Origin of the sequence: Cypionkella sp. (genome assembly GCF_028290025.1) — a bacterium.
Classification (GTDB): domain Bacteria; phylum Pseudomonadota; class Alphaproteobacteria; order Rhodobacterales; family Rhodobacteraceae; genus Cypionkella.
The window spans coordinates 1-22,402 of the sequence record NZ_JAQGKQ010000001.1 but is presented as its reverse complement, the minus strand read 5'-3'; the positions used below and the strand labels follow the sequence as shown (position 1 = coordinate 22,402).

Here is a 22,402-nt window from a genome sequence, read left to right as displayed (position 1 = left end):
GACCACCGAGGGGCGCATGAGCACGGCATCGGGCAAGCCCAAAGGATCAGGGTTGACGTTGGGCAAGTGTTCGACAAGGCGGATCATGTCGTAGCCGAGATAGCCGAATAGACCGCTCGCAATCGCGGGCAGGCCATCGGGCAGATCAACGCGGGATTCCGCGATCAGCGCGCGCATGGAGTCCAGCGGAGGGCCGGTCAGGGTGGTGAAGGACTGCGGATCAAACCGGGCTTCACGGTTGATTGAGGCGGTGGTGCCGTGGCATTTCCAGATCAGATCGGGCTTCATGCCAACCACGGAATAGCGGCCACGCACCTCACCGCCTGTGACAGACTCCAGCATGAAGGTGTCGGTGCGAGCTTCGGCCAGTTTCAGCATCAGCGACACCGGAGTATCGAGATCGGCGGCAAGGCGGACGTAAACCAGTTGGTTCGCGCCTTTTGCCCAAGCCGCCTCAAACTGTTCAAAAGACGGCAGAAGGTTCATCGGGCGGCCTTGGGTTCGAGATTGGTCTTATGGCTGATCGGAGTGGGCGATCAGTTGTTCATCTGGGTATGCACCGCGCTGATCGCGGCTTGATCCAGCGTGATCCCGGCGGAAGTGGTCAGCGCCGTGGTGTAAAGTTTCATCACGTCATCCGAAATCGCGCGGCCTGCATTGACCGAGATTGCATCACGCAACGCGGTCACATCGTCGCCCGTGGTGGGGGCCGGGCTGATGCTGTTCAGCTGCACGACGGCAGTATATCCCGGCGCTTCAATGACTTGCAGATCATCGGGGGCCATCTTGAACACTGCTTCTAGCAGTGCAGGAGGGGCATCTTTCACCACGCCTTGACGGTCGATTTTTGCAATACGGGTGACGATACCAAAGCTGCCCAAGCTGGCACCGGCTTCGACGCCTGCCTTGATGCGGGTGGCCTCATCCGACAGCGCCTTGGTCAAAGCGGCGTCATGCGCGGCGGTGGTGACTTTCTCTTTCACCTTGTCAAACGGGATAGCCGTCGGTGGCACGGTGCTGGTCAACTCCATCGCCACAAGGCCGCCATCGTCGAGCAGGATGGCTTCGGGGAAATCGCCTTCAGCCAGTTTCGCAGCGGTGTCGCGGAAGCCTTGGTAGTTGGTGATCGGGTCGTTATCGTCGGCTCCGGGTGCGAAATCGGTGGTAGCCAGCGTCAAGCCTTGCTCTTTGGCAACATCTTCGAGGGTGGCACCGCCGGCGAGCGCGTCGTCCACCACTTCGACTTTGTCGGCGATGACTTTGCGGGCGGCTTCGAGTTGCTGCTCTAAGGCCAGGTCGGGTTTGGCTTGCTCATAGGTGGTTTCTTGCGCGGTGAGGATGGCGTTCATGCGGAACAAGGCGGGGCCGATCGGAGACGGGAACGGGCCTACCACGCCGGGATCTTTCAGCGCGAATACGGCGGCACCAGCCTCGGCCAGTTCTTTTTGTGAGACATCGCCCATGTCAACGTCTTCGAGGCTTAGGTTACGCTCTTTCACCAGATCATCGAACGAGGTGCCTGCGTCGATGCGGGCCTTTGCGGCTGCGGCTTCGGCATCGGTGCCAAAGGCGAGGCGTTCGACGAGGCGTTTTTCCGGGATGATGTAGGTGGAAAGTCGCGAGACGTAGGTGGCTTTTAGGGCAGCTTCATCTAGCGGCATGTCTTTGGCGATGGTTTCCGGCAGCAGCGCGACATAGGAAATCCGCTTGGCCTCGGGGCGGGTGAAGGCGTCGATATGGGCGGTATAATAGGCCTGCAAGTCGGCATCGGTCAGCGGCGGCATCGGGGTAGTCAGGGATTTCTCTGTCAGCCGCAGCAGGGTAAAGCCGCGCTGCTCACCTGCCCAAGCCGCAATGGTATCCGTCAGGGTTTGCGGCGTCGAAAGGCCGCTGGTGATGGCGGTTTGCAGCAGTTGGCGGGCGGTATCGGCGCGCAGACCGGACTCGAAGCTGGATTCGGTGAGGTTATTCTGGCGCAAAACCTCACGGTAGGCGGCGCGGTCAAAGCCATCGACGCCCTGAAAGCTGGGGATCGCTGAGACTTTGCTGGCGACGGTGGCATCGCCGACCGAGAGGCCGATGCGGTCAGCCTCGTTGTCCAAAGCGGCTCGGTCCATGACTTGTTGCAGCACTTGGCGGTCAAGGCCGATGGCTTGGGCTTGCTGCATGGTGACGGGCTGGCCGATTTGTTTGGAGAACGCATCCATCGCTTGCCGCAGCGCACGGGCGTAGTCGTTGACGTCGATTTTGCGATCGCCAACCGTGCCGATCGAGGCGGTGCCGCTCCCGAAGTTGGTGACGCCAAAGCCGCCCAAACCGCCAATCAGCATGGCCATCAGCACCCAAACCATAACGGACGCGCCCCGGCGCTTGCGTTTCGGGGCGTCGTCGGAGGAAACTGGTGCCTTGGCCATGGGTCTGCCTGTCTTGAGAAAGGTTTGGCCGCTTGTCTAAGCGGTTGAGTGGATGGGGGCAAGGGTGGGGGGTTTATCCTTCAAACGCCGCCAGCCTGCGGAAGGTCTCGGCGATGCCTGTCTGATCTACATTGGCGAAGGCTATGCGGATTTGGCGTTTGCCTGCCTCGGAGCCGTCGGGTTGGAACATGGTGCCGGGGAGCATCAGCAGGCCGGCCTCAGATACGAGGCGTTTGCACAGGGTGTCGGAGGCTGTGGGGTAGGGGTGTTCGACATAGGAGAAATAGGCGCCGCAGCCTAGGAGCGTCCAATCGGGCAAGGCTTTGAAGCCTGCGACCATGGCTTCGCGGCGGGACAGGATTTCGGCGCGTTCGCCTGCGAGCCATTGGCTTAGGTTTTGCATTCCCCAGAGTGCGCCGATCTGGCCGAGTTGGCTGGGGCAGATCGCAACGGTGTCGAGGAATTTCTCGATTTGGAACAGGCGGGCGGCGGAGGCGGTGACGCAGCCTACCCGGTGGCCGGTGAGGCGGTAGGCTTTGGAGAAGCTGTAGAGTTGGATCAGGGTGTCGTGCCAGTCGGGGTCGGTAAATAGGTCATGGGCGCGGCCTGATCGGCTGTCAAAGTCACGATAGGTCTCATCTACGATCAGGGCGAGGCCACGGGAGCGGCAGAGGTCGCGGAAGGCAGTGAGGGTTTCGGCGGGATATTCGACACCGCCGGGGTTGTTCGGGCTGACCAGCACAATGGCGCGGGTGCGGTCGGTGATGAGGGCTGCTGCCGCTTCAGCTTCGGGGATCAGGCCGGGGCCAGCGGAGAGGGGGACGGTCTTAACTCCTTGCATATCCAGCCACATTTTGTGGTTGAAATACCACGGGGTCGGCAGGATCACTTCGTCGCCCGCGCCTGCGAGGGTGGACATCACGGCGCAGAAGGCTTGGTTGCAGCCTTGGGTGATCGCGGTTTGGCTTTCCAGCACCGTGCCGCCGTAAGCTTGCGACCATTGTTTTGCGACCTCGGCGCGCAAGGCGGGCAGGCCGAGCACCGGGCCGTAGAGGTGGGCTTCGGGGTTGTTCAGCGCGGCATCGGCGAGGGCTTGGCGCAGGCCGAGCGGCGGGCTTTCGACCGGGGCGGCTTGGCTTATGTTGATCAGCGGGCGCTCGGGCGGGAAGGCAACGCCGTTAAGCCACCGACGGGCTTCCATCACCGGAGGCGGATCGGTGGCTGCCATGGCTGGGTTGAGGGGATGGATCATAGGGGCCTCCTTGGCAGCCGCTTGGCCGGGCGTCATTGCATTGCGCGGCAGTCTCGACTGATGCAGGCGCGAGTTCAAGCGGGAAGCGTTTGGGTGGGGTATGGGTTTGGGAAAACTGGTCAAATAGTTCGCTGGCCCTGAGCCGGGTCTCATCCGTTGCCCAAGAGCAGGAGGCCCCGGCTCAGGGCCGGGGCCGCGTGGTTACATGCGACGGCAGAGCAAGGTTAGTGGTGGGCGGCTTGCCCGGAGGTCATGCTATGCGCGTCAGTCTGACGGATGCAGTGCGGGTCGAAGCGGCAAGCGTTGCGGGCAGGTGTGACGTTGGCTTATACGAGGCCGCCTTGAAGCAATGCGCAGGCTTTGAGCCTTTCGCCACTCCGCCCCGGCCCTTGCGCCGGGGCCGGCGTTCTCTGAGCCCACCCGCGAGGCCCTGCTCAGGGCGGGACGGCGTGGTTATTGTAGGTGCGGTGGGAATGAGACAGGTTCTAGAGCGCGGCGGCTTTGGTGCTGCGTTTGACTTTCAGTGCTTTGTATTCTTGCCAGACCAGCGCGATCATCAGCAGGTCGAAGAACGCGAGCATCAGCAAGAAGGGTGAGCCGTTGTGCAGGAATTCAAACAGTTGGTAGATCACGAAGCCCGATAGCACCACCATTGCGGCGGGGTAGGCCCACAGAATGCGCGCCCAAAGCATCACCACCATCGCCAGTTTCAAGCCGCCGTGCAGCAGCAGATACCAGCCGTAGAAGTCTTGGGTTGCGACAGGAAACCCCTCCATCGCGCGCTGGGTCCAGGCGGCTAAAGTATCGGTCGGGGTTTCGGCAATCTGGAAATGCGTCAGCCAATAGAGCAGGCGGGCGACCAGCGGGTTGGGGGCGAGCAGCAGGCCGACGCCCGCCAGAAACTCGGCAGAACACAGCAAGCCCTTGATAGCCAAGCTGGTCTCAAAAAGCCAGTGCAGCACGCGGGCTTTGCTGGGGCGGGTGGGACGTTTCAAAGCGCCTGCCAGCCGTGCAGAACCGCGTTTGGCGTGGGGTAGAAGGGGCGGGACATGGGCGGGCGGCCTTTCAGATTGTCCGCTGGATATGGCGCAAGTCAGCCAGACGTTGCAAGAGGATTAGACGCGGCGCGCGTGTTGTGATGAGCGCGTGTACTTGCATCGCTGCCATCAGTCGGATGCGCCGAACACCGGAGCAGCTTGGGTTAGGGTATGGGCTTGCCACCTGAAAGCCCATGCCTCGGCCAGCAAGATCATCTTCAGACTTTGGCATGGTGATGTTTTGACGCGGCGGGGCCACGGTTGTGCTTGACGCATTCGGGGCTGCGCAGCCTGTTGTCAACAATGGCGCAAGCAGCAGAACAAGTGCGAGTCGCATGGCCACCTCAACAGACATGACGGTTTTGCCAGCCTAGCACGGGGGCGAGGTGCGTCAAGAAACTTGGTATGTGTCGGCGTCTTGGCAGAGGTGGGCCGGGGATCAATCCGCGCCGCGATAGGGTTGGACGTATTGCAGCGCCATATCCCACGGGAAGAAGATCCAAGTATCCTGGCTGACCTCGGTAATGTAGCTATCGACCTGCGGTTTGCCGCTCGGTTTGGCATAGACGGTGGCGAAATGCGCTTTCGGGTAGAGTTTGCGCACGACCTCAAGGGTTTTGCCGCTATCCACCAGATCATCGACGATCAGGATGCCGGTGCCGTCGCCCATCAGATCGGCTTGCGGGGCTTTGATGACATGCGGCTCGCCTTGGGTTTGGTGGTTGTAGCTTTTGATCGAGATCGTATCGACGCGGCGGATGTCGAGTTCTCGGGCCACAATCATCGCGGGCACGAGGCCACCCCGGGTGATGCCCACAACGGCTTTCCACAGCCCATTGTCCGGACCTTTGCCGTCGAGCCGCCACGCGAGGGCGCGGCTGTCGCGGTGCATTTGATCCCAAGAGACGTGGAAGCCTTTTTCGTGGGGGAGGCGGTCGTTCATGGTGGCTCCTATGTGTGGCGTAGAGCGGGGGCCAGCCCCCGCGCCGCCGGGATATTAATGAGCAGCTGAATGGTTAGGTGGCGGCGATTTTGAGGCCAAGTAAAGCGAGCATACCGCCAAAGCAGCGGTCGATGATAGATTTCAGGCTGATATAGGCGGCTTTGGAGCGGTGGAACGAGAATACGCGGGCGACGAGGGTGTTCCAGATCGTCTCATTCAGGAACACAACCGTGAGCAGGGCGGCGTAGACCCAAGCGGGGGTGTGGGGTGGCACAGTGCCGACGAAGATCGCCGAGAACAGCACGGCGGGCTTGGGGTTGGCGAGTTGGGTGATCAGGCCAAGGCGGAACGCTGACAGGGCGTTGCGCGGCGGGCGGGTGGTTTCCGCCATGTCGAGCGGCTGATCGGCAGCCTGCCACATGCCCCATGCCATGTAGATCAGGTAGAGGCCGCCGATGATCTTGAGGGCGTAAAGCAGGGCGGGGGCGGCTTGGAAGATCAGATTGAGGCCGAAAAGCGCCGCCATCGCCCAGATCACGCCGCCGATGCCGATGCCCATCGCCAAGAAAAACCCGGTGCGCAAGCCTTCGGTGACGCCGGTGCGGGCTGACATCAGCACGGCGGGGCCGGGGCTGATCGCGGCCATCAGATGCAGCAGGGCAACGGCGATGAAAGCGCTTAGGGTCATTGCCCGCTGGTCTTAGCAGGCGTCACGGCGGCGATATCGGGGGCATCGACGGCTTTCATGCCGACCACATGATAACCTGCGTCAACATGCAGGTTCTCACCGGTGGTGCCAGAGCCGAGATCGGACAGCAGATACAAGGATGCCTTGCCGACTTCTTCTTGTGTGACATTGCGGCGCAGCGGCGAGTTCAGCTCGTTCCACTTCATAATATAGCGGAAGTCGCTGATGCCGGAGGCCGCCAGCGATTTGATCGGGCCTGCCGAGATGGCGTTGACCCGGATGCCGTCTTTGCCAAGGTCTTCGGCGAGATATTTGACGGAGGCTTCAAGCCCAGCCTTGGCGATACCCATGACGTTGTAATTCGGCATGACTTTCTCGGCACCGTAATAGGTGAGGGTCAGCAAGCTGCCGCCGTGGTTCATCATCGCCGCGGCTCGCTTGCAAACTGCGGTGAAGGAATAGACCGAGATATCCATCGTCATCAGGAAGTTGGCGCGGCTGGTATCGACATAACGACCGCGCAGCTCGTTCTTGTCCGAAAAGCCGATGGCGTGGACGACAAAATCAATCTTGCCCCACATTTCTGCCAGATGGGCGAACAAGGCGTCGATGGAGGCTTCGTCTGCCACGTCGCATTCGACAAAAGTGTTCATGCCGATTGAGGCTGCGAGGGGTTCGACGCGCTTCTTCAGCGCCTCACCCTGATACGAGAATGCAATCTCGGCACCTTGGGCGGCGATGGCTTGGGCGATGCCCCAAGCGATGGATTTGTCATTGGCCAGCCCCATGATCAGCCCACGTTTGCCCGCCATAAGCGGGCCCGTCACGAGTCCAGTTGACATTCGGTCTTCCCCGTCCACCCTATTTCCTGAACAAGCTGTGTAGGCGAAAGGCTGGACTGCATCAAGGGTGCGGCATATCGCCAGATAGGAAGATCATGGACAGAAGCGGTATTTTCGCGGGTGATGACCCGTTTGCAATTGCGAAACTTTGGTTAACGGCGGCTGAGGCTACCGAGCCGAACGATCCGAACGCAATTGCGTTGGCGACGGTGGACCCGGAAGGACTGCCGAATGTGCGCATGGTTTTGCTTAAGGATATAGAGCCTGCGGCGTTTGTCTTTTACACCAATTATGGCTCGGCCAAGGGGCGGGAATTGGATGCTTCGGGCAAAGCCGCGTTCGTGCTGCATTGGAAATCTTTGCGGCGGCAGATCCGGGTGCGCGGGTTGGTCAGCCGTGAGGAAGGCGCGCCAGCGGACGCATATTATGCCAGCCGCAGCTTGAAGTCGCGGCTGGGGGCTTGGGCGTCTGATCAGTCACAACCGTTGTCTTCGCGGCTGCATTTGATGGCTGAAGTCGCGAAAATTACGGCAGCAAAAGGGCCGAATCCCACGCGACCGCCGTTTTGGGGCGGTTTTCGCATTGCGCCCCTAGAGATTGAGTTTTGGGCTGATGGCGCATTTAGGTTGCATGATCGCTTTCGCTGGTCGCGGCAAACCGTTGATAATTCTTGGGAAATTTCACGGCTTAACCCGTAAATTTCACGTTGCGTGAAATGGTCTGTGCAAAATTGCATAACAAATAGGCTTGCAACCTGTGATAAGATTCCTGCATGACTAAGCCTTAGGGGCTCTATCTGGGGAAACGGTCCTTCGATGAATGATGAAGAAATGGACGTGCAAGTTCTGCATGGCCTCGTAAAGTGGTTCGATCCGGCCAAAGGTTTTGGCTTTATTGTCGCAGAGGGCCACTCTGGGGACATATTGTTACATGCAAACGTGCTGCGTAATTATGGTCAAAGCTCGGTCGCCGATGGGGCCGGAATCACTGTGAAGGTGCAGCATACTCAAAGGGGTGTGCAAGCGATGGAGGTTCTGAAAATTGAACCTCCGGCGGGATTGGTATTCCCCTTGGGCGAAGACACCGAGCAAACCACTCCGGAGGAAATCGCAGTCTTGCCGATGGAACCGGCACGGGTGAAGTGGTTCGACAAGGGCAAAGGTTTTGGTTTCGCCAACGTGTTTGGCCGTAACGAAGACGTTTTCGTGCATGTCGAAGTGCTGCGCCACTCTGGTTTTGCGGACCTCTCGGCGGGCGAGGCGATTTGCCTGCGCATCGTTGAGGGCAAGCGCGGGCGTATGGCAGTGCAGGTGTTGTCTTGGGAAGCTTCCGTTCACAACTGATCGGTCTGGCTGTGGTTTTCGCCTGCGTTGCAGCTTTTGGCGCAGCGCGGGCGGATTGTATGCCCAATACGGTAGAACTGCGCGGGCCGGCTGGAGTGCAGCGGTTTTCGGTGGAAATCGCCGATAACGAAGCCGAGCGCAGCCAAGGTCTGATGTTTCGTGAAAAGATGCCGGCATCCTCTGGGATGCTGTTTGTCTATGACGAGCCGAAACACGCCTATTTCTGGATGAAAAACACGCTGTTGCCATTGGATATGGTGTTTGCCGATCGGACTGGTTTGGTGACCGCGGTGCATAGCAATGCTGCGCCGCAGGATGAAACCCCGATTGATGGCGGGCCGGGCGTGGCGATTGTGCTGGAGATCAACGGCGGCCTGGCCAAGCGCATGGGAATTGCGCCCGGGTCGGTGATGCGAAGTGCGGCGTTGGATCAATCGCTCGCCGCATGGGGATGTGACGAATAACGTAGGGCGCGGCTAAGCGCGGCGGCATCGGGTGTGAAGCTGGCAGGTCAAAGTTTTTTTCTATTGTTGAAGATTGATTGCGACGAGATGCTTTAGCGACTTTTCAATCCCGATAAAGCCGGGTATGAGGCTATCAGTCGGGGCGTAGCGCAGTCTGGTAGCGCATCTGGTTTGGGACCAGAGGGCCGGGGGTTCAAATCCTCTCGCCCCGACCAATTTCCCAAAAGCTCAACCTATCGCAAGTTTGATGCGCGTGGCGCGCGGCAGTTGATGCGTCGGCTTGTCCGACCGCTGGGGTTGAACCATATCTATGCCAAAGGAGTCCTCTTATGATCCACTTTGACAATACCTATCTGCGCGATCTGCCCGGCACCTATTTGCGGCAAGCGCCGGATGTCGCGCCTGCGCCCGCTTTGGTGGTGCTGAACGAGTCGCTCGCGGCGGAGTTGGGTTTACAGATTGACGATCCGGTGGGCTGGTTTTCCGGGGCCGTGGTGCCGCAAGGTGCCGAGCCTGCGGCTTTGGCCTATGCGGGGCATCAGTTTGGCGGCTATTCCCCGACTTTGGGCGACGGGCGGGCGCATTTGCTGGGCGAGTTTCTTGGACCGGACGGTCGGCGCTGGGATTTGCAGCTGAAAGGTTCTGGCCGCACGCCATTTTCGCGTGGCGGCGATGGCAAGGCGGCTTTGGGGCCGATGCTGCGGGAATACCTGATTTCTGAGGCGATGGCGGCGTTGGGTATCCCTACGACTCGGTCTTTGGCTGTCGTGACGACGGGTGAGACTGTGCTGCGCGAGGCGGGGCAACTGCCGGGTGCGGTGGTGGCTCGGGTGGCTGCCAGTCATATCAGGGTCGGCACGTTTCAGTATTTTGCCAAACGTGGCGAGATGGATAAGCTGCGGACATTGTTGGACTATACCATCGCGCGGCATTATCCGGCGGTTTCGGGGGCGCTGGGGTTGTTCGATGCGGTGGCGGCGGCGCAGGCGCGGTTGATCGCGCAATGGATGGGCGTTGGCTTCATTCATGGCGTGATGAACACCGACAATATGGCGCTGTCAGGTGAGACGATTGATTACGGGCCGTGCGCGTTTATGGAAGGCTACGCGCCGGGAACGGTGTTCAGCTCGATTGATCGGCAGGGCCGCTATGCCTACGCCAATCAGCCGCTGATTCTGGGGTGGAACTTGGCGCGACTGGCCGAGGCGTTGTTGCCGTTTTTCGACGCGGACGCAGAGAAGGCGGTTGATTTGGCGAACGCGCGGCTGGATGGGATCGCGGCACTCTATCGCACGGAATGGGTCGCGGTGATGCGCGGCAAGCTGGGGCTGCTTGGCGAAGACGCGGGTGATGGCGCGCTGGCGGATGATTTTCTTGAGGCTATTCAGGGCGTTGACTGGACCTTGGCGTTTCGGAGATTGTCGGGGGCGGTATCGGAGGAGACGGCGTATTTGGCGCTGTTCGAGGATGCGGGCTTGGTGACGGCGTGGCTGCCGCGCTGGCGGGCTCGGTTGCGTGGTGACGCGGCGGCGGCGATGCGGGCGGTTAATCCGGCGGTTGTGCCGCGTAATCATCTGGTCGAGGCGGCGCTGGATGCAGCAACGGCGGGCAACCTTCAGCCGTTTCATGCATTGCTGGCGCAGATCCAGAACCCGTTTGGCGCAGAGGCGGGGCGCGAGGCGTTCACTTTGCCTGCGCCGACGGGTTTCGGGCGTTATGTGACCTATTGCGGCACCTGAATAGCGCGGAATCCTCGCCAATTGCGTGTGCGATTTCCGCGCGGAAATCATCGTTGTGTCGGGGTGGGCGTTGACGGATCGCTTCCGTCTAGGCAGGGTGTCGCGATGAACCCGAGGTCGGACATCCATGACAGATTGGCAGCCTCGCTGCGTGAGGCGCGTAAAGCGCGGGGCTTAAGCCTTGATGCGGTGGCAAAGCTATCGGGGGTTAGCCGCTCGATGGTCAGCCAAATTGAGCGTGGCGAATCCTCGCCCACGGTGGCGACTTTGTGGAATTTGACGCAAGCGTTGCAGGTGGATTTCGCAGGGCTGCTGGAGGGGCGGCCAGAACCAGGGATCGAAGTTATTCGCGCCGGGGCTGCGCCGGTGATCGGCGGGCGCGGCCGTGGTGTGTCGATCCGCATCCTGTCGCCCGCCGATGCTGTGGGCGAGCATGAGGTTTATGATTTGCGCTTGGCGATCAATGGCTTACTGGAGTCAGAGCCGCACAGCCCGGGTTGCCGGGAACATCTGACGGTGATTGAGGGGCAAATCCGGGTGCGCTCGGGCGAGGATGAACAAGTGTTGGGGCCGGGCGATACGGCGCGCTATCCGGCGGACCGCGACCACGCGATTGCGGCGGAAAGCGGTGCTGCGCGGGCGTTGCTGATCGTTCAGGACAGTTGAAATTGGCTGGGCGGGACCGGGGGCTAGCCCCCAGACCCCCAGGATATTTGGGCCAATGTGAAATGCAATCCGTTTTAGCGGATGTATTTCCGTTATATTGACTTTCGCTTTGATCCAGCGTTATATCCGTTAAGTTGGAGGAAATTCTGCCATGACAGATACACGATTTCTTAATCATTTGCGCGATACACTTGCTGGGATTGAGGCCGAGGGGCTGATGAAACGCGAGAGGTTGATTGAGGCCGGGCAGGGCGCTCGGGTGCGGGTGGCGGGGCGTGAGATGCTCAATCTTTGCGCCAATAATTATCTGGGGCTGGCGGATGATCCTCGGCTGGTTGCGGCTGCGAAGGCCGCGATGGATACCCACGGCTTTGGCATGGCCTCGGTGCGGTTCATTTGTGGGACGCAGGATTTGCATCGCCAGTTAGAGACGCGGATCGCGGCTTATCTTGGGGTGGACGATTCCATCCTGTTCGCCGCATGTTTTGATGCCAATGGTGGGTTGTTTGAGCCTTTGTTGGGCGAAGCGGACGCGGTTATCTCGGACAGTCTGAACCACGCCTCGATCATTGACGGGGTGAGGCTGTGCAAGGCCAAGCGTTATCGGTTTGCGAACAATGACATGGTTGATCTTGAGGTGCAGTTGCTGAAGGCGGTCGCGGATGGTGCGCGCTTTATTATGATCGCCACGGATGGGGTGTTTTCGATGGATGGCACCCTCGCCAACTTGGGCGCGATTGCTGCTCTGGCCGAGAAATACGGTGCGCTGACTATGGTGGATGACTGTCACGCGACCGGATTTATGGGGCCGCAGGGGCGCGGAACGGCGGCTCATGCGGGCGTGAAGGTTGATGTTTTGACCGGAACTTTGGGCAAGGCTTTGGGCGGCGCTTTGGGCGGTTATATCGCCGGACCGCAGCCGATGATTGACCTTCTGCGGCAACGGGCGCGGCCGTATTTGTTCTCGAATGCGCTGCCGCCTGCGGTGGTTGGGGCGGCTTTGGTGGCGCTGGATATCGTTGAGGCGGCGGACGATCTGCGGGCGCAACTGTTCCACAACGCGGCCTATTGGCGGGCGGGGTTGGAGGCGATTGGCTTTAGGCTGCTGCCCGGTGAGCATCCGATTGTGCCAGTAATGCTCGGCGATGCGCCGCTGGCGCAGGCGTTTGCGCGGGCGTTGGATGCGCGCGGGGTGATGGTTTCGGCGTTTTTCTATCCGGTGGTGCCGCACGGTGGGGCGCGAATTCGCACGCAGATGAATGCGGCGCTGACCACGGATGATTTGGATTTTGCGCTGGCGGCGTTCGAGGCTGCGGGCAAAGAAGTGAGGGCGATCCGATGAAATCTTTGGTCAAGGCCAAGCCCGAAGTTGGTTTGTGGATGCAAGAGCGTGCCGTGCCGGAGATCGGGCCGGAAGATGTGCTGATCAAGGTCAAGAAAACCGGCATTTGCGGCACCGATATTCACATCTGGAATTGGGATGAATGGGCGGCGCGGACGGTGCCTGTGGGCCTCGTGACCGGGCACGAATTTGCGGGCGAGATCGTCGCGAAGGGCGCTTTGGTTGAGGGGCTGTCGATCGGGCAGCGCTGCTCGGGTGAGGGGCATTTGATTGGTAAACTTTCGCGGCAATCTCGGGCGGGGAAGTTCCATCTTGATCCGGCCACGCGCGGCATTGGGGTGAATGAGCCCGGGGCTTTTGCGGAATATCTGCGGTTGCCTGCGTTCAATGTGGTGCCGTTGCCGGACAGCATTGATGACGAGATCGGCGCGATTTTGGACCCGCTGGGCAATGCGGTGCATACGGCGCTGTCGTTTGATCTGGTGGGCGAGGATGTGTTGATCACCGGGGCGGGGCCGATTGGCATCATGGCGGCGGCGGTGGCGCGGCATGTCGGGGCGCGGCATGTGGTGATTACGGATATTAATCCGGCGCGGTTGAAGTTGGCGGCGGAGGTGGCAGATGTAACGCCGGTGAATGTGGCTTCCGAAGATTTGCGGGAGGTGATGGCGCGGCTGAAGATCGTGCAGGGCTTTGATGTTGGCATGGAAATGTCGGGCAATCAGCGTGGGCTTGATCAGATGATTGATGCGCTGGTGATGGGCGGCAAGATCGCGATGCTGGGGATTCCGCCGGGGAAATCCCCCGTGGATTGGAGCCGGATTGTGTTCAAGGCGATCACGATCAAGGGTGTTTACGGGCGTGAGATTTTTGAGACTTGGTACAAGATGATCGCGATGCTGGAAAATGGGCTGGACGTGCGAAAAGTCATCACGCACCGCTTTGGAGTGGATGAGTTTCAGACCGGGTTTGAGGTGATGCGGTCGGGGCAGTCGGGCAAGGTGGTGCTGGACTGGGCTTGAGGTGTCCACGTGCGGACAACGGTGACGTTTAAGTGAAATCAAGGGGTTAAGTGGGGGTCGTTTACGGTTTGTTAACCTTGCAGAATTAGCGGGCAGGCGAAAATGCCTGCCCTTTCTTGGTTAACTCGGTAGCTGTCTTGGCCAATGTTGGTCGCGCCAAATCGCTTGGCTGCGCAGAATCTATTCCGCCTGATCGGCAGGTTTCGCGTTGAGCATGGCGTATTTTTCGTCGCCCAAACGACCGAGCAAGCTGAGTTGCGTCTCCAGAAAGTCGATGTGGCCTTCCTCGTCTGCGGTCAACTCGTCAAACAGCGAACGGGTGACGAAGTCGCCGACTTGGTCGCAGTAGCGGCGCGCTTCGATATAAAGGGTGCGGGCCTCATGCTCGGCGGCGAGGTCAGCTTCCAGGGTTTCGCGGGGGGTCTGGCCGATGCGCAGCGAGTCCAGCTTTTGCAGGTTGGGATGGCCTTCCAGAAAGATGATCCGCGTGATCAAACGGTCAGCATGGTGCATTTCCTCGATGCTTTCGGCGCGACTTTTTGCTGCCAGATGGCCCAAGCCCCAATCGTCTTGCAGCCGGTAATGCAACCAGTATTGGCTAACGGCGGTCAGTTCAGACCGCAGAGCCGCGTTGAGATACTCGATTACTTTTGGGTCGCCCTGCATAGGACATTCCTTTCACGCTGCGAAGATTCGGGATCTTATGGCCCGGCTGATCAGCCGATCCCACCCCAAAATTCGCAGATTGTCGCATCGTGTCAAGGAACAAGGGCATACAGCCGCCGCAATCGGCGCGCTTGCCGAGCGCATGATAGATTTTTCCCGGCGTAATGATGGTGTCGGGGTCGGCGGCGCGCATCCAATCGACGGCGGCGCGGATGTCATGATCCGAGATGGCTTGGCATTGGCAGACGATCATTCAGGCACCGTGGCTGTCGAAAGGCGGCGTGTGCGGATAACCTAGCAAAAGCGTAAAGATTGTAAACCTGATTCTTTTAGTTGGGATGCGCAAACCCATCGCCTAGCTGCTAACTGCCTCTGGCCTGCGCTTTGGGTTTGCGGCGATTACTCGACGCACAGGCCAGCGGCGGCGAGATCGCGGAACGCGGCGCTTGCAGCATCGAGAGCTTGTTCAATGTCGCTGGGTTGATGGGCGGCGCAGAGGAACAAGTTGTGGCGCGGATGCATGTAAAGCCCGTGGCGCAGGGCAGCCGTGCAAAACGCGTTGCCAAGCCGCAGATCTTGGTCGCCGTCAAACAACACCATCGGCATTTGTACCGGGCCGGTCTGGCGCAGCTTGTAGCCATGCGCGCGGGCGGCGCTGTAGAGGCCATCACGGAACAACGTGCCCATGGCTTCGGTATGCGCCAGCGCGTTGGTGTCGCGGAGCAATTTGATCGTGGTCACGGCCGCCGCCATCGCAGCCGAACCATACCAGAACGAGCCAGTGGTGAATATCTTTTCGGCGCCGCCTCGGAAGGCTTCGGCGCCGGCAACTGCCGCCAAGGGCCAGCCGTTGGCGATTGATTTGGAATAGGCGGCGAGGTCGGGCTTGATGCCGTAAGCGGTCCAACTGCCACGCACGTTCAGACGGAAGCCCGCCCGCACATCATCGCAGATCAGCGCGGCACCCGTGGTGTCGCAAAGCGCGCGGGCGCGGGCTAAAAAGTCGGCTTCGGGCAGCGCCTGATCAATCTGCACGTCATGCTTGAACGCGGTGATCAGGACGGCGGCCAGATCATCCCCGGCAGCGGCGGCGGCGGCTTCGAGACTGGCGATGTCATTGTAGGTGTATTGCACGATATGCGCGCGATCTTCAGCCGTCACGCCGACCATCGAGGGCGAGCACCACGGCACAGCGCCATGATACGACCCCTTGGCCACGAGGATTTTGCGGCGTCCGGTGGTAGCGCGGGCGATGGTCACGCAAACCGTGGTCGCATCGCTGCCGTTTTTCTGGAACAACGTCCAGTCAGCGTGATCAATGGTGTCAACCAGCAGCTCGGCCAGTTCAACCATCACCTCGGTTGGGCCGTTGCCGATGTCGCCTTTGGCGATCTGAGCCTGCGCGGCGGCGTTCACCTCGGGGTGGCCATAGCCCAGCACATTCGGCCCCCACGCACACATGAAATCGACATATTCATTGCCATCGGCATCCCAAACTCGGCAGCCCTCGGCGCGCGAGAAGAATTGCGGATAGCCCGGCCCGATCGAGCGGGTGGCCATGTGCCCCCATATGCCATTGGGCACCACGCGGCGCGCCCGCGATAGAAGTTCGGTATCACGGCTGTTTGGCAGATCGAGGCTCACGGAGGTTCTCCAGCGTAAATGACGGGACGTCTTCCGGGGGCCGCGATGGCCCCCGGTGATTTATAAGATCAGTTGGTGATCTCTGCCAGCGGCAGATTGCAGCAGGCGCTGTAACGCACGCCTTTGATCGTCGGACCGTATGCGAGGATCAGATCGGGGCTGACCATTGGCACGATGATGCGGGCCTCGGCCATCATTGTGCCTGCCTCAAACCACAGCTTGTCGGCTTCTTCCGGCGTCGGCGCGGCCAAGGCTTTGGCCATCAGCTCGGCGGTTTTTGGGTTGACGATGGAGGGATCGGTGGCAGATCCGGCGCGTTTCGCCCAGACAGAGCCTTCGGCCAGACCGAAGACGTCAACATATTGAGACGAACCGAAGAAGTCGGGGGCGAAGAACACCGCCGTCAGCGGAATATGATCGCCGTTGGCGACTTCGCGCCAGTTGGCAAAAGGCACGGGCGAAAGCTCGACCTTGATGCCGACCTTGGCCAGATCCTGTTGGATTTTCTGCATCATCAACGAGAAATCAACGCCGTAAACGTTCAAGTCAGGATAGGTGGATTGGATGGTGAAACCGTCTGGCACACCGGCTTTGGCCAGCAGTTCCTTGGCACGTTCGGGGTTATATTCCGGGATTGGATGACCATCCCCACCGGGAAAGCCCAGTGGGATAGGGGCAGCCATTGGACGCCCTGCACCGCCCAGCGTGAAGTCAATCAGCGAGGTCCGGTCGATGGCAATCGAGATCGCCTCGCGCACGTCGGCAGTCAGTGGCACGGTGTTAGCCTTCGCCCCGGGCGACATCGCAATATAGACGAAGTTGAATGAGGGCACCCGTTCGACCACAATCTCGGTGCCTTCTAGCGTCTTGGCGGTCTCCGGGTCGATCTGCATCGCAATATCAACCGTGCCTGATTGCAGCATCTGCGCCTGCGCCACCGCATCTTTGACCTGACGGAACACCACTTCGGGAACGCCCGCAGGTTTGCCCCAGTAAGCATCGTTGCGTTTAAGGCGCAGTTCGGCGTTTGGTTCATAGGATGCCAGAACGAACGGGCCGCTGCCTGCCGAAGCGGTCAGGAACCAGTTTTCGGAGGTGTCCTTATCAACCGCAGTGGCATCTGACAGCGCGCCGTTGGCGCTGGCAACATCGCTGTTTATCACGCCCAGAAAGCCCGCAGCGACTTGGTTGAGGAACTCAGAGTTCGGCTTGTTCAGGGTCACGACCACGGTTTGCGCGTCTGGCGTTTCGATGCCAGTGATGGGCTCGGCGAGGAAAGAGCCGCTGCCCTTGATGTTTTTCACCCGCTCGAACGACCATTTCACGTCTTTGGCTTCGACAGCAGAGCCGTCAGAGAATTTCGCGGCTGGGTTCAGTTTGAAGGTAAACTGGGTTTGATCGGCATTGGCTTCCCAGCTGGTGGCCAGCAGCGCTTGCAGCTTGTTGTCTTTGTCGAGTGTGACGAGCTGTTCATAAACGGCGGTGTCATAGATTTGGCAGGTATCGCACCAAGCGCGGGCTGGATCGAGCGAGTTGACGTCCATGTCGCGGGCAATCACAAGGGCGCGTTCTTGAGCGTTTGCGGTGACTGGCTTTATGCCAAGGATGGCGGTGGCCAAGGCGAGCGACATCAGCGCGGCTTTCGCCATGCGTCGCGGGGTGAGGGGTAGAGGCAAAAACTTCATTCTTCTCTCCTGTTGAAGTGAATGCGGCCGCTGTTGCTCAGCTTGTTTCCGCAAGGGTGATGAGGGCTTTTTTGACATCGTTGCTGGTGGCTAATGCGGCGCGGTTGAGGGCCGACGAAACCGTTGGTGAGGCGAGGCTTCCGGTTACGCGGATGATCTCGTGATCAAGGCTGTCAAAAAAGCGCTCTTGAATCTCGGCGACCCAAGTGGCGCCCATCGACAGGCTGCGGGCGGTTTGTTCGGCGATCACCACGCGCCCGGTCTTGGCAATCGAAGCGCCGATCGTTGCCCAATCCATGCCGAAATGATCCAGGTTGCGCAGGTCAATGATCTCGGCATCAACGCCGCATTCCTCGGCCGCGCGCAGGCTGTTTTGCACCATCACTGAGGTTGCGAGCACAGTGCAGGTTCGACCTGTCCGAACCACGCGCGCGCTGCCGAAGGGAATGCAGAAATCACGGTCACCCTTGGGCACCTCAAACTCGCGCTGATATAGCTCGGTATGCTCGATGATGAGGACGGGGTCGTTGCAGTGCAGGGCAGAATTCATCAGGCCGATGTAGTCGAAGGCATTGGAGGGCGAGACGATGCGCCAACCGGGAAACATGCTAAACAGCGCCGATGGATCGCCCGAGTGCTGAGAGCCATAGCCGGTGTGTGGAGAAACCCGCACCCGCATTACCAATGGCACTGGGAAATCGCCGCCAAACATATGGCGGACTTTGCCAACACCATTGGCAATCTGATCGGCGGCAACAAGGCAGAAATCGCCGAACATGATCTCTACCACTGGCCGCAATCCGTTCAGGGCCGCGCCCAGCGCCACCCCGGTAAAGCCGTTTTCAGCAATCGGCATCGCCAGCACACGCTCGGGCCAGCGTTCCAGCGCGGCCTTGGTAAAGCCGCTGACACCGCCCTTCATCTGGTGCGCGTCTTCGCCCAACACGACGATCCGAGGATCGCGGTCCATCGCCGCAGCCAAGGTTTCTGACGCAGCGGTGACGAATTTGACCTTTTCGGTTTGCCCCGAGGTCATATCTGCATGTGTCAGCTGACGCAGGCCACGAAGTTCGGACAAATCTCCCAGAATGCCGTGATCCACCGTGGCAGGGTCGGGCCAGAGATCGGCCGGAATGCGTAGGGCGTTGCCGCCCGGAACCGTCTCGGTCAGTTTGGCTGCTGCGGCGGCCACACTGGCGGTAACGATCTGGTCAATGCGGGCCAATGCCTCCGCTGAAAGCACGCCAAGGGCGGTCAGCCGCGCTTCGGCCAGCACAATCGGGTCGCGAGCCTTCCATTCGGCTTCTTCATCGGCGCTGCGGTAGCCAAAGTCGCTGCCGGTCCGGCTGCCGCTTTGGTGCAAATGCCGGTAGCACAGCGCCTCGACCACAACCGGGCCGCCGGTCTTATCAATGATGCGAAGCGCCTCTTGCATGGCGCGGTGCACCGCCACCACATCCATGCCATCACATTCAATCGAGGCAATCCCCAGCATAGCACCCCGCGAGGAAATGCGGGTTTCGCGGGTGACTTCATTGATCCGGGTTGCCACGGCGTAAAGGTTGTTTTCGATAAAGAAGATGACCGGCACGCTTTGGGCGGCGGCAATATTCATCGCCTCATAGGTGGCACCGGCTTGGGCAGCACCATCGCCAAAGAACGTCACCGAGATGTGTTTGCGCCCCAAAATCTTATCGGCGAGCGCGTAGCCTACGGCATGGGGCGGGTTGCCACCAACGATGGCTGAAGTGCCAACCACCCCGGCGCTGGCATCGCGCATGTGCATCGAGCCGCCCCGACCACCGCAATATCCCGGCGTTAGCCCCATGATTTCCGCCATAAAACGGTAGACGGCGGCATCCATTTGCGGGGTGAAGCTGTCGTTACGGATGTCGAAATCCGCCGGAACCACGCTGCCGACCAGCTTGGTCAGCACTTGGTGATGGGCGCGGTGGGTTCCGTTGATCTTGTCTGCGGCGCCAAGCACCGACATTGCTCCTACAGCGCCAGCCTCTTGGCCAATGCTCGCATGAGCGGGGCCGTGGATCAGGCCGGCCTTTTCAAGCTCTAGCAAACGCTCTTCAAAGCGGCGGATCAGCAGCATTTGCGCGTACCAATTCGCGAGGTCTTCGTCTGCCTCATTGGCCCAATCGCTTTGCTCAAGCTCCAGACGGAACCAAGGCGCGGACGCAGCGAGGGGTATGTGTCGGACCATCTAGACCTCTGGTTCGGAGCCGCATTCCGGGTAGTCGAGCATCAAGTTCAAGGTGCGAGTCAAATTGGCCGACAGGAAGGAAAATGTCACTGCGTCAGACCGATTCATGTTTGTGGAATTAAATTCCGTTTTCGGTTGAAAGGCACCATAAGCTGTGTCAGCGTCAGCTTGCAACAAAAATCTTAGCGCTGCGGCCAGGACAACTGAGGTGGAGAAATGATACGCGACGCTGAGGTTTTGCATAGCTTGGTTGTGACGATCCGCCGCTTTGTGCGCGAGCGGCTGATGCCTGCGGAAGCGCAGGTCGAGAACGACGATCTGATCCCAGCCGCGCTGATCGCAGAAATGCGCCAGTTGGGGCTGTTCGGTCTGTCGATTCCGGAAGAATTCGGCGGTCTGGGCCTGACGATGGAAGAAGAAGTCACCATCGCGCTAGAGCTTGGCTATACCTCGCCCGCGTTTCGCTCGGTGATTGGCACCAATAACGGCATCGGCTCGCAGGGGATCATCGTGGATGGCACGCCGCAGCAAAAGGCTTATTGGCTGCCGAAGATGGCGACCGGATCGGTGATCGGATCATTCGCTCTGACAGAGCCTGATGCAGGCTCGGATGCGGCCTCGGTGCGCACGCGGGCGGTGCGTGACGGCGATGACTATATCCTGAACGGCACTAAGCGTTACATCACCAATGCGCCGGTGGCTGATGTGTTCACTTTGATGGCGCGGACCGGGGGTCAAGATGCGGAGGGCGTGACGGCTTTTCTGGTGCCAGCCGACAGCCGCGGCCTTAGCCTTGGGCCGGTTGACAGAAAGATGGGGCAACGCGGCACCCGCACCTGCGACGTTATCCTTGAAGACTGCCGCGTATCTGCGGATGCGGTGATTGGCGGCGTCGAGGGGCGTGGCTTTAAGACCGCGATGAAGGTGCTGAACCGGGGGCGACTGCATATTGCGGCGGTCTGCGTCGGGGCGGCGCAACGGCTGTGCGATGAATCGGTGGCCTTCGCCAAGGCTCGGGTGCAATTTGGCAAACCGATTGCGCAGCATCAGCTTATACAGGCAATGCTGGCCGACAGCGGCACCGAGACTTTCGCGGGCCGCGCTATGGTGCTCGAAGCCGCCCGGATGTTCGACAGCGGCCAGCGCATTGTTCAAGAGGCGGCCTCGGCCAAGCTGTTTTGTTCAGAGATGGTGGGTCGGGTTGCAGATCGCGCCGTGCAGATTCACGGCGGCGCGGGCTATATGCAAGCCTCTGCGGTCGAGCATTTCTACCGCGATGTGCGGCTTTTCAGGCTATACGAGGGCACCTCGCAGATCCAGCAGATCATCATTGCGCGCGAGATGACAGCCGAGCGGCGTTCAGGTGCCGCGACGTTTGAGGGTTGAGGGTCGGGGATAAGATATGACAGCGGTCTTGGGCATCATTGCCGACGATTATACCGGTGCGTTGATGGTGGCGGGCTATCTCGAGTCCGCAGGCGTTCGAACGGCGGTGATCTTTGATCGCAAGGCTGCACTGGCGGTGCCGGATGCAGCGGTGCTGATCCTTGCCACCCGCACCCGGGTGAAACCGTTGGCCGAGGCGATGGCGGAAGTGCAAGCCGGGGCCGAGGCGCTGGAGGCCGCAGGCTGCACCCGGATTGCCTATAAAGCCTGCGCGTCGTTCGATTCTACCGAAGACGGTAATATTGGTCCGGCCGCAGATCTGCTTTCGGATCGGCGCGGCGGTGCGGCGGTGCTGATGAGCGCGGGTTATCCTGCCTTCAATGCAACGGTGCATCAGGGCTATCTGTTCTATCGCGGCAGGCTGGTGTCCGACTCGATCAAGCGCCACGATCCGCATACGCCGATGAGCGATCCTGATCTGGTGCGCTTTTTGTCGCGCCAAACCCGCAGTCCCGTCGCCTTGCTGCCGCACCGGATATTGCTTGAGGGCGAAGCTGCGGCGCGCGCGGCGTTTGCCGGATTGGTGGCAGGCGGGTCGCGGTATGTGTTGGCCGATACCAGCGATGACGGCGATGTCGCGGTGAGCACGGCGGTGGCGCTGGCCGAAGATGCCGTTGTGGTGGCCAGCGATCCGCTGATTTTGGGCTATGCCAAGGCGCTCGCCGCGCGCAGCCCTGCGATGGCGGCCGCCAACTTACGCCACGTCGATGGCCCGGCAGCGGTGATTGCAGGCAGTGTCGGCCCGGTGGTTCTGGCCCAGCTTGCCGCGTTCGCGGTGCAGCATCCGATGCTGACGGTTGACCTGCTGCACCCGTGCGCGGTCGCTGACCAGATTGAGGCGGCGCTGGCATGGGCTGAACCTTTTATCGGGGCAGAGCCGTTTGCGATTTCGACCGCGACCGATCCTGCCGGGGTGGCGCGCACACAAGCGGTGCTGGGGGCCGCAGGTGCTGCGCAGCGATCCGAGTGCCTGTTGGGCGGCATTGCCAAAGGG

Annotated in this window: 21 protein-coding genes, 1 tRNA gene and 1 pseudogene; 11 read left to right on the top strand and 12 right to left on the bottom strand. The window is 60.4% G+C overall.

The window, feature by feature from the left end; genetic code table 11:
* The 7 genes and pseudogenes from JWS10_RS00115 to fabI form a co-directional block, all read right to left on the bottom strand.
* Positions 1-486: pseudogene (locus JWS10_RS00115) on the bottom strand (anthranilate synthase component I); the annotation flags it as partial.
* Between the two features lie 50 nt (positions 487-536).
* The gene (locus JWS10_RS00110) at positions 537-2,414 is read right to left on the bottom strand and encodes a peptidylprolyl isomerase (RefSeq protein WP_299503626.1); all 1,878 of its coding nucleotides are present in this window, start codon (positions 2,412-2,414) and stop codon (positions 537-539) included.
* 73 nt (positions 2,415-2,487) lie between these two features.
* Positions 2,488-3,666 (bottom strand): aminotransferase, encoded by a 1,179-nt coding sequence (locus tag JWS10_RS00105; RefSeq protein ID WP_299503623.1) that lies wholly within the window; start codon positions 3,664-3,666, stop codon positions 2,488-2,490.
* A 485-nt stretch (positions 3,667-4,151) separates the two neighbouring features.
* The gene (locus JWS10_RS00100) at positions 4,152-4,661 is read right to left on the bottom strand and encodes a DUF2127 domain-containing protein (RefSeq protein WP_299503621.1); all 510 of its coding nucleotides are present in this window, start codon (positions 4,659-4,661) and stop codon (positions 4,152-4,154) included.
* 481 nt (positions 4,662-5,142) lie between these two features.
* On the bottom strand, positions 5,143-5,646 hold the full coding sequence (gene gpt, locus JWS10_RS00095) for a xanthine phosphoribosyltransferase (protein WP_299503619.1): 504 nt from the start codon (positions 5,644-5,646) through the stop codon (positions 5,143-5,145).
* 73 nt (positions 5,647-5,719) lie between these two features.
* Positions 5,720-6,334: a LysE family translocator gene (locus tag JWS10_RS00090; protein ID WP_299503617.1), complete on the bottom strand. Its 615-nt coding sequence runs from the start codon at positions 6,332-6,334 to the stop codon at positions 5,720-5,722.
* Positions 6,331-7,161 carry an enoyl-ACP reductase FabI gene (fabI, locus tag JWS10_RS00085; RefSeq protein WP_299478946.1) on the bottom strand — a complete coding sequence of 277 codons (831 nt, stop codon included), beginning with the start codon at positions 7,159-7,161 and terminating at the stop codon, positions 6,331-6,333. Before fabI ends, JWS10_RS00090 begins: the two co-directional genes overlap by 4 nt.
* Before the next feature lie 110 nt (positions 7,162-7,271).
* Between fabI and pdxH the strand changes: the two genes are divergently transcribed.
* The 8 genes from pdxH to tdh all read left to right on the top strand — a co-directional run bounded on the left by pdxH (position 7,272) and on the right by tdh (position 13,752).
* Entirely contained in the window at positions 7,272-7,874 is a 603-nt protein-coding gene (gene pdxH, locus JWS10_RS00080) for a pyridoxamine 5'-phosphate oxidase (RefSeq protein ID WP_299478928.1), read from the top strand.
* Between the two features lie 117 nt (positions 7,875-7,991).
* Positions 7,992-8,519 (top strand): cold-shock protein, encoded by a 528-nt coding sequence (locus JWS10_RS00075; RefSeq protein WP_299478931.1) that lies wholly within the window; start codon positions 7,992-7,994, stop codon positions 8,517-8,519.
* 59 nt (positions 8,520-8,578) lie between these two features.
* The gene (locus JWS10_RS00070) at positions 8,579-8,983 is read left to right on the top strand and encodes a DUF192 domain-containing protein (RefSeq protein WP_299503613.1); all 405 of its coding nucleotides are present in this window, start codon (positions 8,579-8,581) and stop codon (positions 8,981-8,983) included.
* A gap of 138 nt (positions 8,984-9,121) precedes the next feature.
* Positions 9,122-9,198 (top strand) — tRNA-Pro (locus JWS10_RS00065).
* A gap of 114 nt (positions 9,199-9,312) precedes the next feature.
* Positions 9,313-10,722 (top strand): YdiU family protein, encoded by a 1,410-nt coding sequence (locus JWS10_RS00060; RefSeq protein ID WP_299503612.1) that lies wholly within the window; start codon positions 9,313-9,315, stop codon positions 10,720-10,722.
* Positions 10,723-10,827: 105 nt separating this feature from the next.
* Positions 10,828-11,388 (top strand): helix-turn-helix domain-containing protein, encoded by a 561-nt coding sequence (locus tag JWS10_RS00055; protein WP_299478940.1) that lies wholly within the window; start codon positions 10,828-10,830, stop codon positions 11,386-11,388.
* Between the two features lie 151 nt (positions 11,389-11,539).
* Positions 11,540-12,730: a glycine C-acetyltransferase gene (locus tag JWS10_RS00050; protein WP_299503611.1), complete on the top strand. Its 1,191-nt coding sequence runs from the start codon at positions 11,540-11,542 to the stop codon at positions 12,728-12,730.
* Positions 12,727-13,752 carry an L-threonine 3-dehydrogenase gene (gene tdh / locus JWS10_RS00045; RefSeq protein WP_299474425.1) on the top strand — a complete coding sequence of 342 codons (1,026 nt, stop codon included), beginning with the start codon at positions 12,727-12,729 and terminating at the stop codon, positions 13,750-13,752. The genes JWS10_RS00050 and tdh overlap by 4 nt, the downstream gene beginning before the upstream one ends.
* Before the next feature lie 180 nt (positions 13,753-13,932).
* On the opposite strand, the gene bfr is transcribed toward tdh, so the two are convergent.
* Positions 13,933-14,418 carry a bacterioferritin gene (bfr, locus tag JWS10_RS00040; RefSeq protein WP_299474422.1) on the bottom strand — a complete coding sequence of 162 codons (486 nt, stop codon included), beginning with the start codon at positions 14,416-14,418 and terminating at the stop codon, positions 13,933-13,935.
* A complete protein-coding gene (locus tag JWS10_RS00035; RefSeq protein ID WP_299474431.1) occupies positions 14,366-14,611 on the bottom strand; it encodes a (2Fe-2S)-binding protein in 246 nt (81 codons plus the stop codon). Before JWS10_RS00035 ends, bfr begins: the two co-directional genes overlap by 53 nt.
* On the opposite strand from JWS10_RS00035, the gene JWS10_RS00030 reads away from it, so the two are divergent.
* Entirely contained in the window at positions 14,561-14,716 is a 156-nt protein-coding gene (locus JWS10_RS00030; protein ID WP_299474434.1) for a hypothetical protein, read from the top strand. The genes JWS10_RS00035 and JWS10_RS00030 overlap by 51 nt on opposite strands.
* 101 nt (positions 14,717-14,817) lie before the next feature.
* Here JWS10_RS00030 and JWS10_RS00025 read toward each other — a convergent pair whose 3' ends face one another.
* From JWS10_RS00025 to JWS10_RS00015, 3 genes are all read right to left on the bottom strand, one after another.
* Positions 14,818-16,062, bottom strand: a complete 1,245-nt coding sequence (locus JWS10_RS00025) for an aminotransferase class III-fold pyridoxal phosphate-dependent enzyme (RefSeq protein WP_299503610.1) — start codon at positions 16,060-16,062, stop codon at positions 14,818-14,820.
* A gap of 68 nt (positions 16,063-16,130) precedes the next feature.
* On the bottom strand, positions 16,131-17,747 hold the full coding sequence (locus JWS10_RS00020) for an ABC transporter substrate-binding protein (RefSeq protein WP_299503608.1): 1,617 nt from the start codon (positions 17,745-17,747) through the stop codon (positions 16,131-16,133).
* Positions 17,748-17,784: 37 nt separating this feature from the next.
* Entirely contained in the window at positions 17,785-19,962 is a 2,178-nt protein-coding gene (locus tag JWS10_RS00015) for a thiamine pyrophosphate-dependent enzyme (protein ID WP_299503607.1), read from the bottom strand.
* Between the two features lie 216 nt (positions 19,963-20,178).
* Between JWS10_RS00015 and JWS10_RS00010 the strand changes: the two genes are divergently transcribed.
* Both JWS10_RS00010 and JWS10_RS00005 read left to right on the top strand, forming a co-directional pair.
* Complete coding sequence (locus JWS10_RS00010) at positions 20,179-21,348, top strand: acyl-CoA dehydrogenase family protein (protein ID WP_299503605.1); 1,170 nt, start codon at positions 20,179-20,181, stop codon at positions 21,346-21,348.
* Positions 21,349-21,364: 16 nt separating this feature from the next.
* Positions 21,365-22,402: four-carbon acid sugar kinase family protein (locus JWS10_RS00005; RefSeq protein ID WP_299503601.1), on the top strand; the 1,038-nt coding region annotated here is incomplete at its 3' end.

Bases quoted from the DNA above. Each gene is read 5' to 3' on its own strand.
- JWS10_RS00090 (WP_299503617.1), bottom strand. From the start codon at position 6,334: ATGACCCTAAGCGCTTTCATCGCCGTTGCCCTGCTGCATCTGATGGCC.
- JWS10_RS00055 (WP_299478940.1), top strand. From the start codon at position 10,828: ATGAACCCGAGGTCGGACATCCATGACAGATTGGCAGCCTCGCTGCGT.
- JWS10_RS00030 (WP_299474434.1), top strand. From the start codon at position 14,561: ATGATAGATTTTTCCCGGCGTAATGATGGTGTCGGGGTCGGCGGCGCG.
- JWS10_RS00060 (WP_299503612.1), top strand. From the start codon at position 9,313: ATGATCCACTTTGACAATACCTATCTGCGCGATCTGCCCGGCACCTAT.
- pdxH (WP_299478928.1), top strand. From the start codon at position 7,272: ATGGACAGAAGCGGTATTTTCGCGGGTGATGACCCGTTTGCAATTGCG.
- JWS10_RS00075 (WP_299478931.1), top strand. From the start codon at position 7,992: ATGAATGATGAAGAAATGGACGTGCAAGTTCTGCATGGCCTCGTAAAG.
- tdh (WP_299474425.1), top strand. From the start codon at position 12,727: ATGAAATCTTTGGTCAAGGCCAAGCCCGAAGTTGGTTTGTGGATGCAA.
- JWS10_RS00050 (WP_299503611.1), top strand. From the start codon at position 11,540: ATGACAGATACACGATTTCTTAATCATTTGCGCGATACACTTGCTGGG.
- JWS10_RS00010 (WP_299503605.1), top strand. From the start codon at position 20,179: ATGATACGCGACGCTGAGGTTTTGCATAGCTTGGTTGTGACGATCCGC.
- bfr (WP_299474422.1), bottom strand. From the start codon at position 14,418: ATGCAGGGCGACCCAAAAGTAATCGAGTATCTCAACGCGGCTCTGCGG.
- JWS10_RS00020 (WP_299503608.1), bottom strand. From the start codon at position 17,747: ATGAAGTTTTTGCCTCTACCCCTCACCCCGCGACGCATGGCGAAAGCC.
- gpt (WP_299503619.1), bottom strand. From the start codon at position 5,646: ATGAACGACCGCCTCCCCCACGAAAAAGGCTTCCACGTCTCTTGGGAT.
- JWS10_RS00110 (WP_299503626.1), bottom strand. From the start codon at position 2,414: ATGGCCAAGGCACCAGTTTCCTCCGACGACGCCCCGAAACGCAAGCGC.
- JWS10_RS00105 (WP_299503623.1), bottom strand. From the start codon at position 3,666: ATGATCCATCCCCTCAACCCAGCCATGGCAGCCACCGATCCGCCTCCG.
- JWS10_RS00070 (WP_299503613.1), top strand. From the start codon at position 8,579: ATGCCCAATACGGTAGAACTGCGCGGGCCGGCTGGAGTGCAGCGGTTT.
- JWS10_RS00015 (WP_299503607.1), bottom strand. From the start codon at position 19,962: ATGGTCCGACACATACCCCTCGCTGCGTCCGCGCCTTGGTTCCGTCTG.
- JWS10_RS00035 (WP_299474431.1), bottom strand. From the start codon at position 14,611: ATGCGCGCCGCCGACCCCGACACCATCATTACGCCGGGAAAAATCTAT.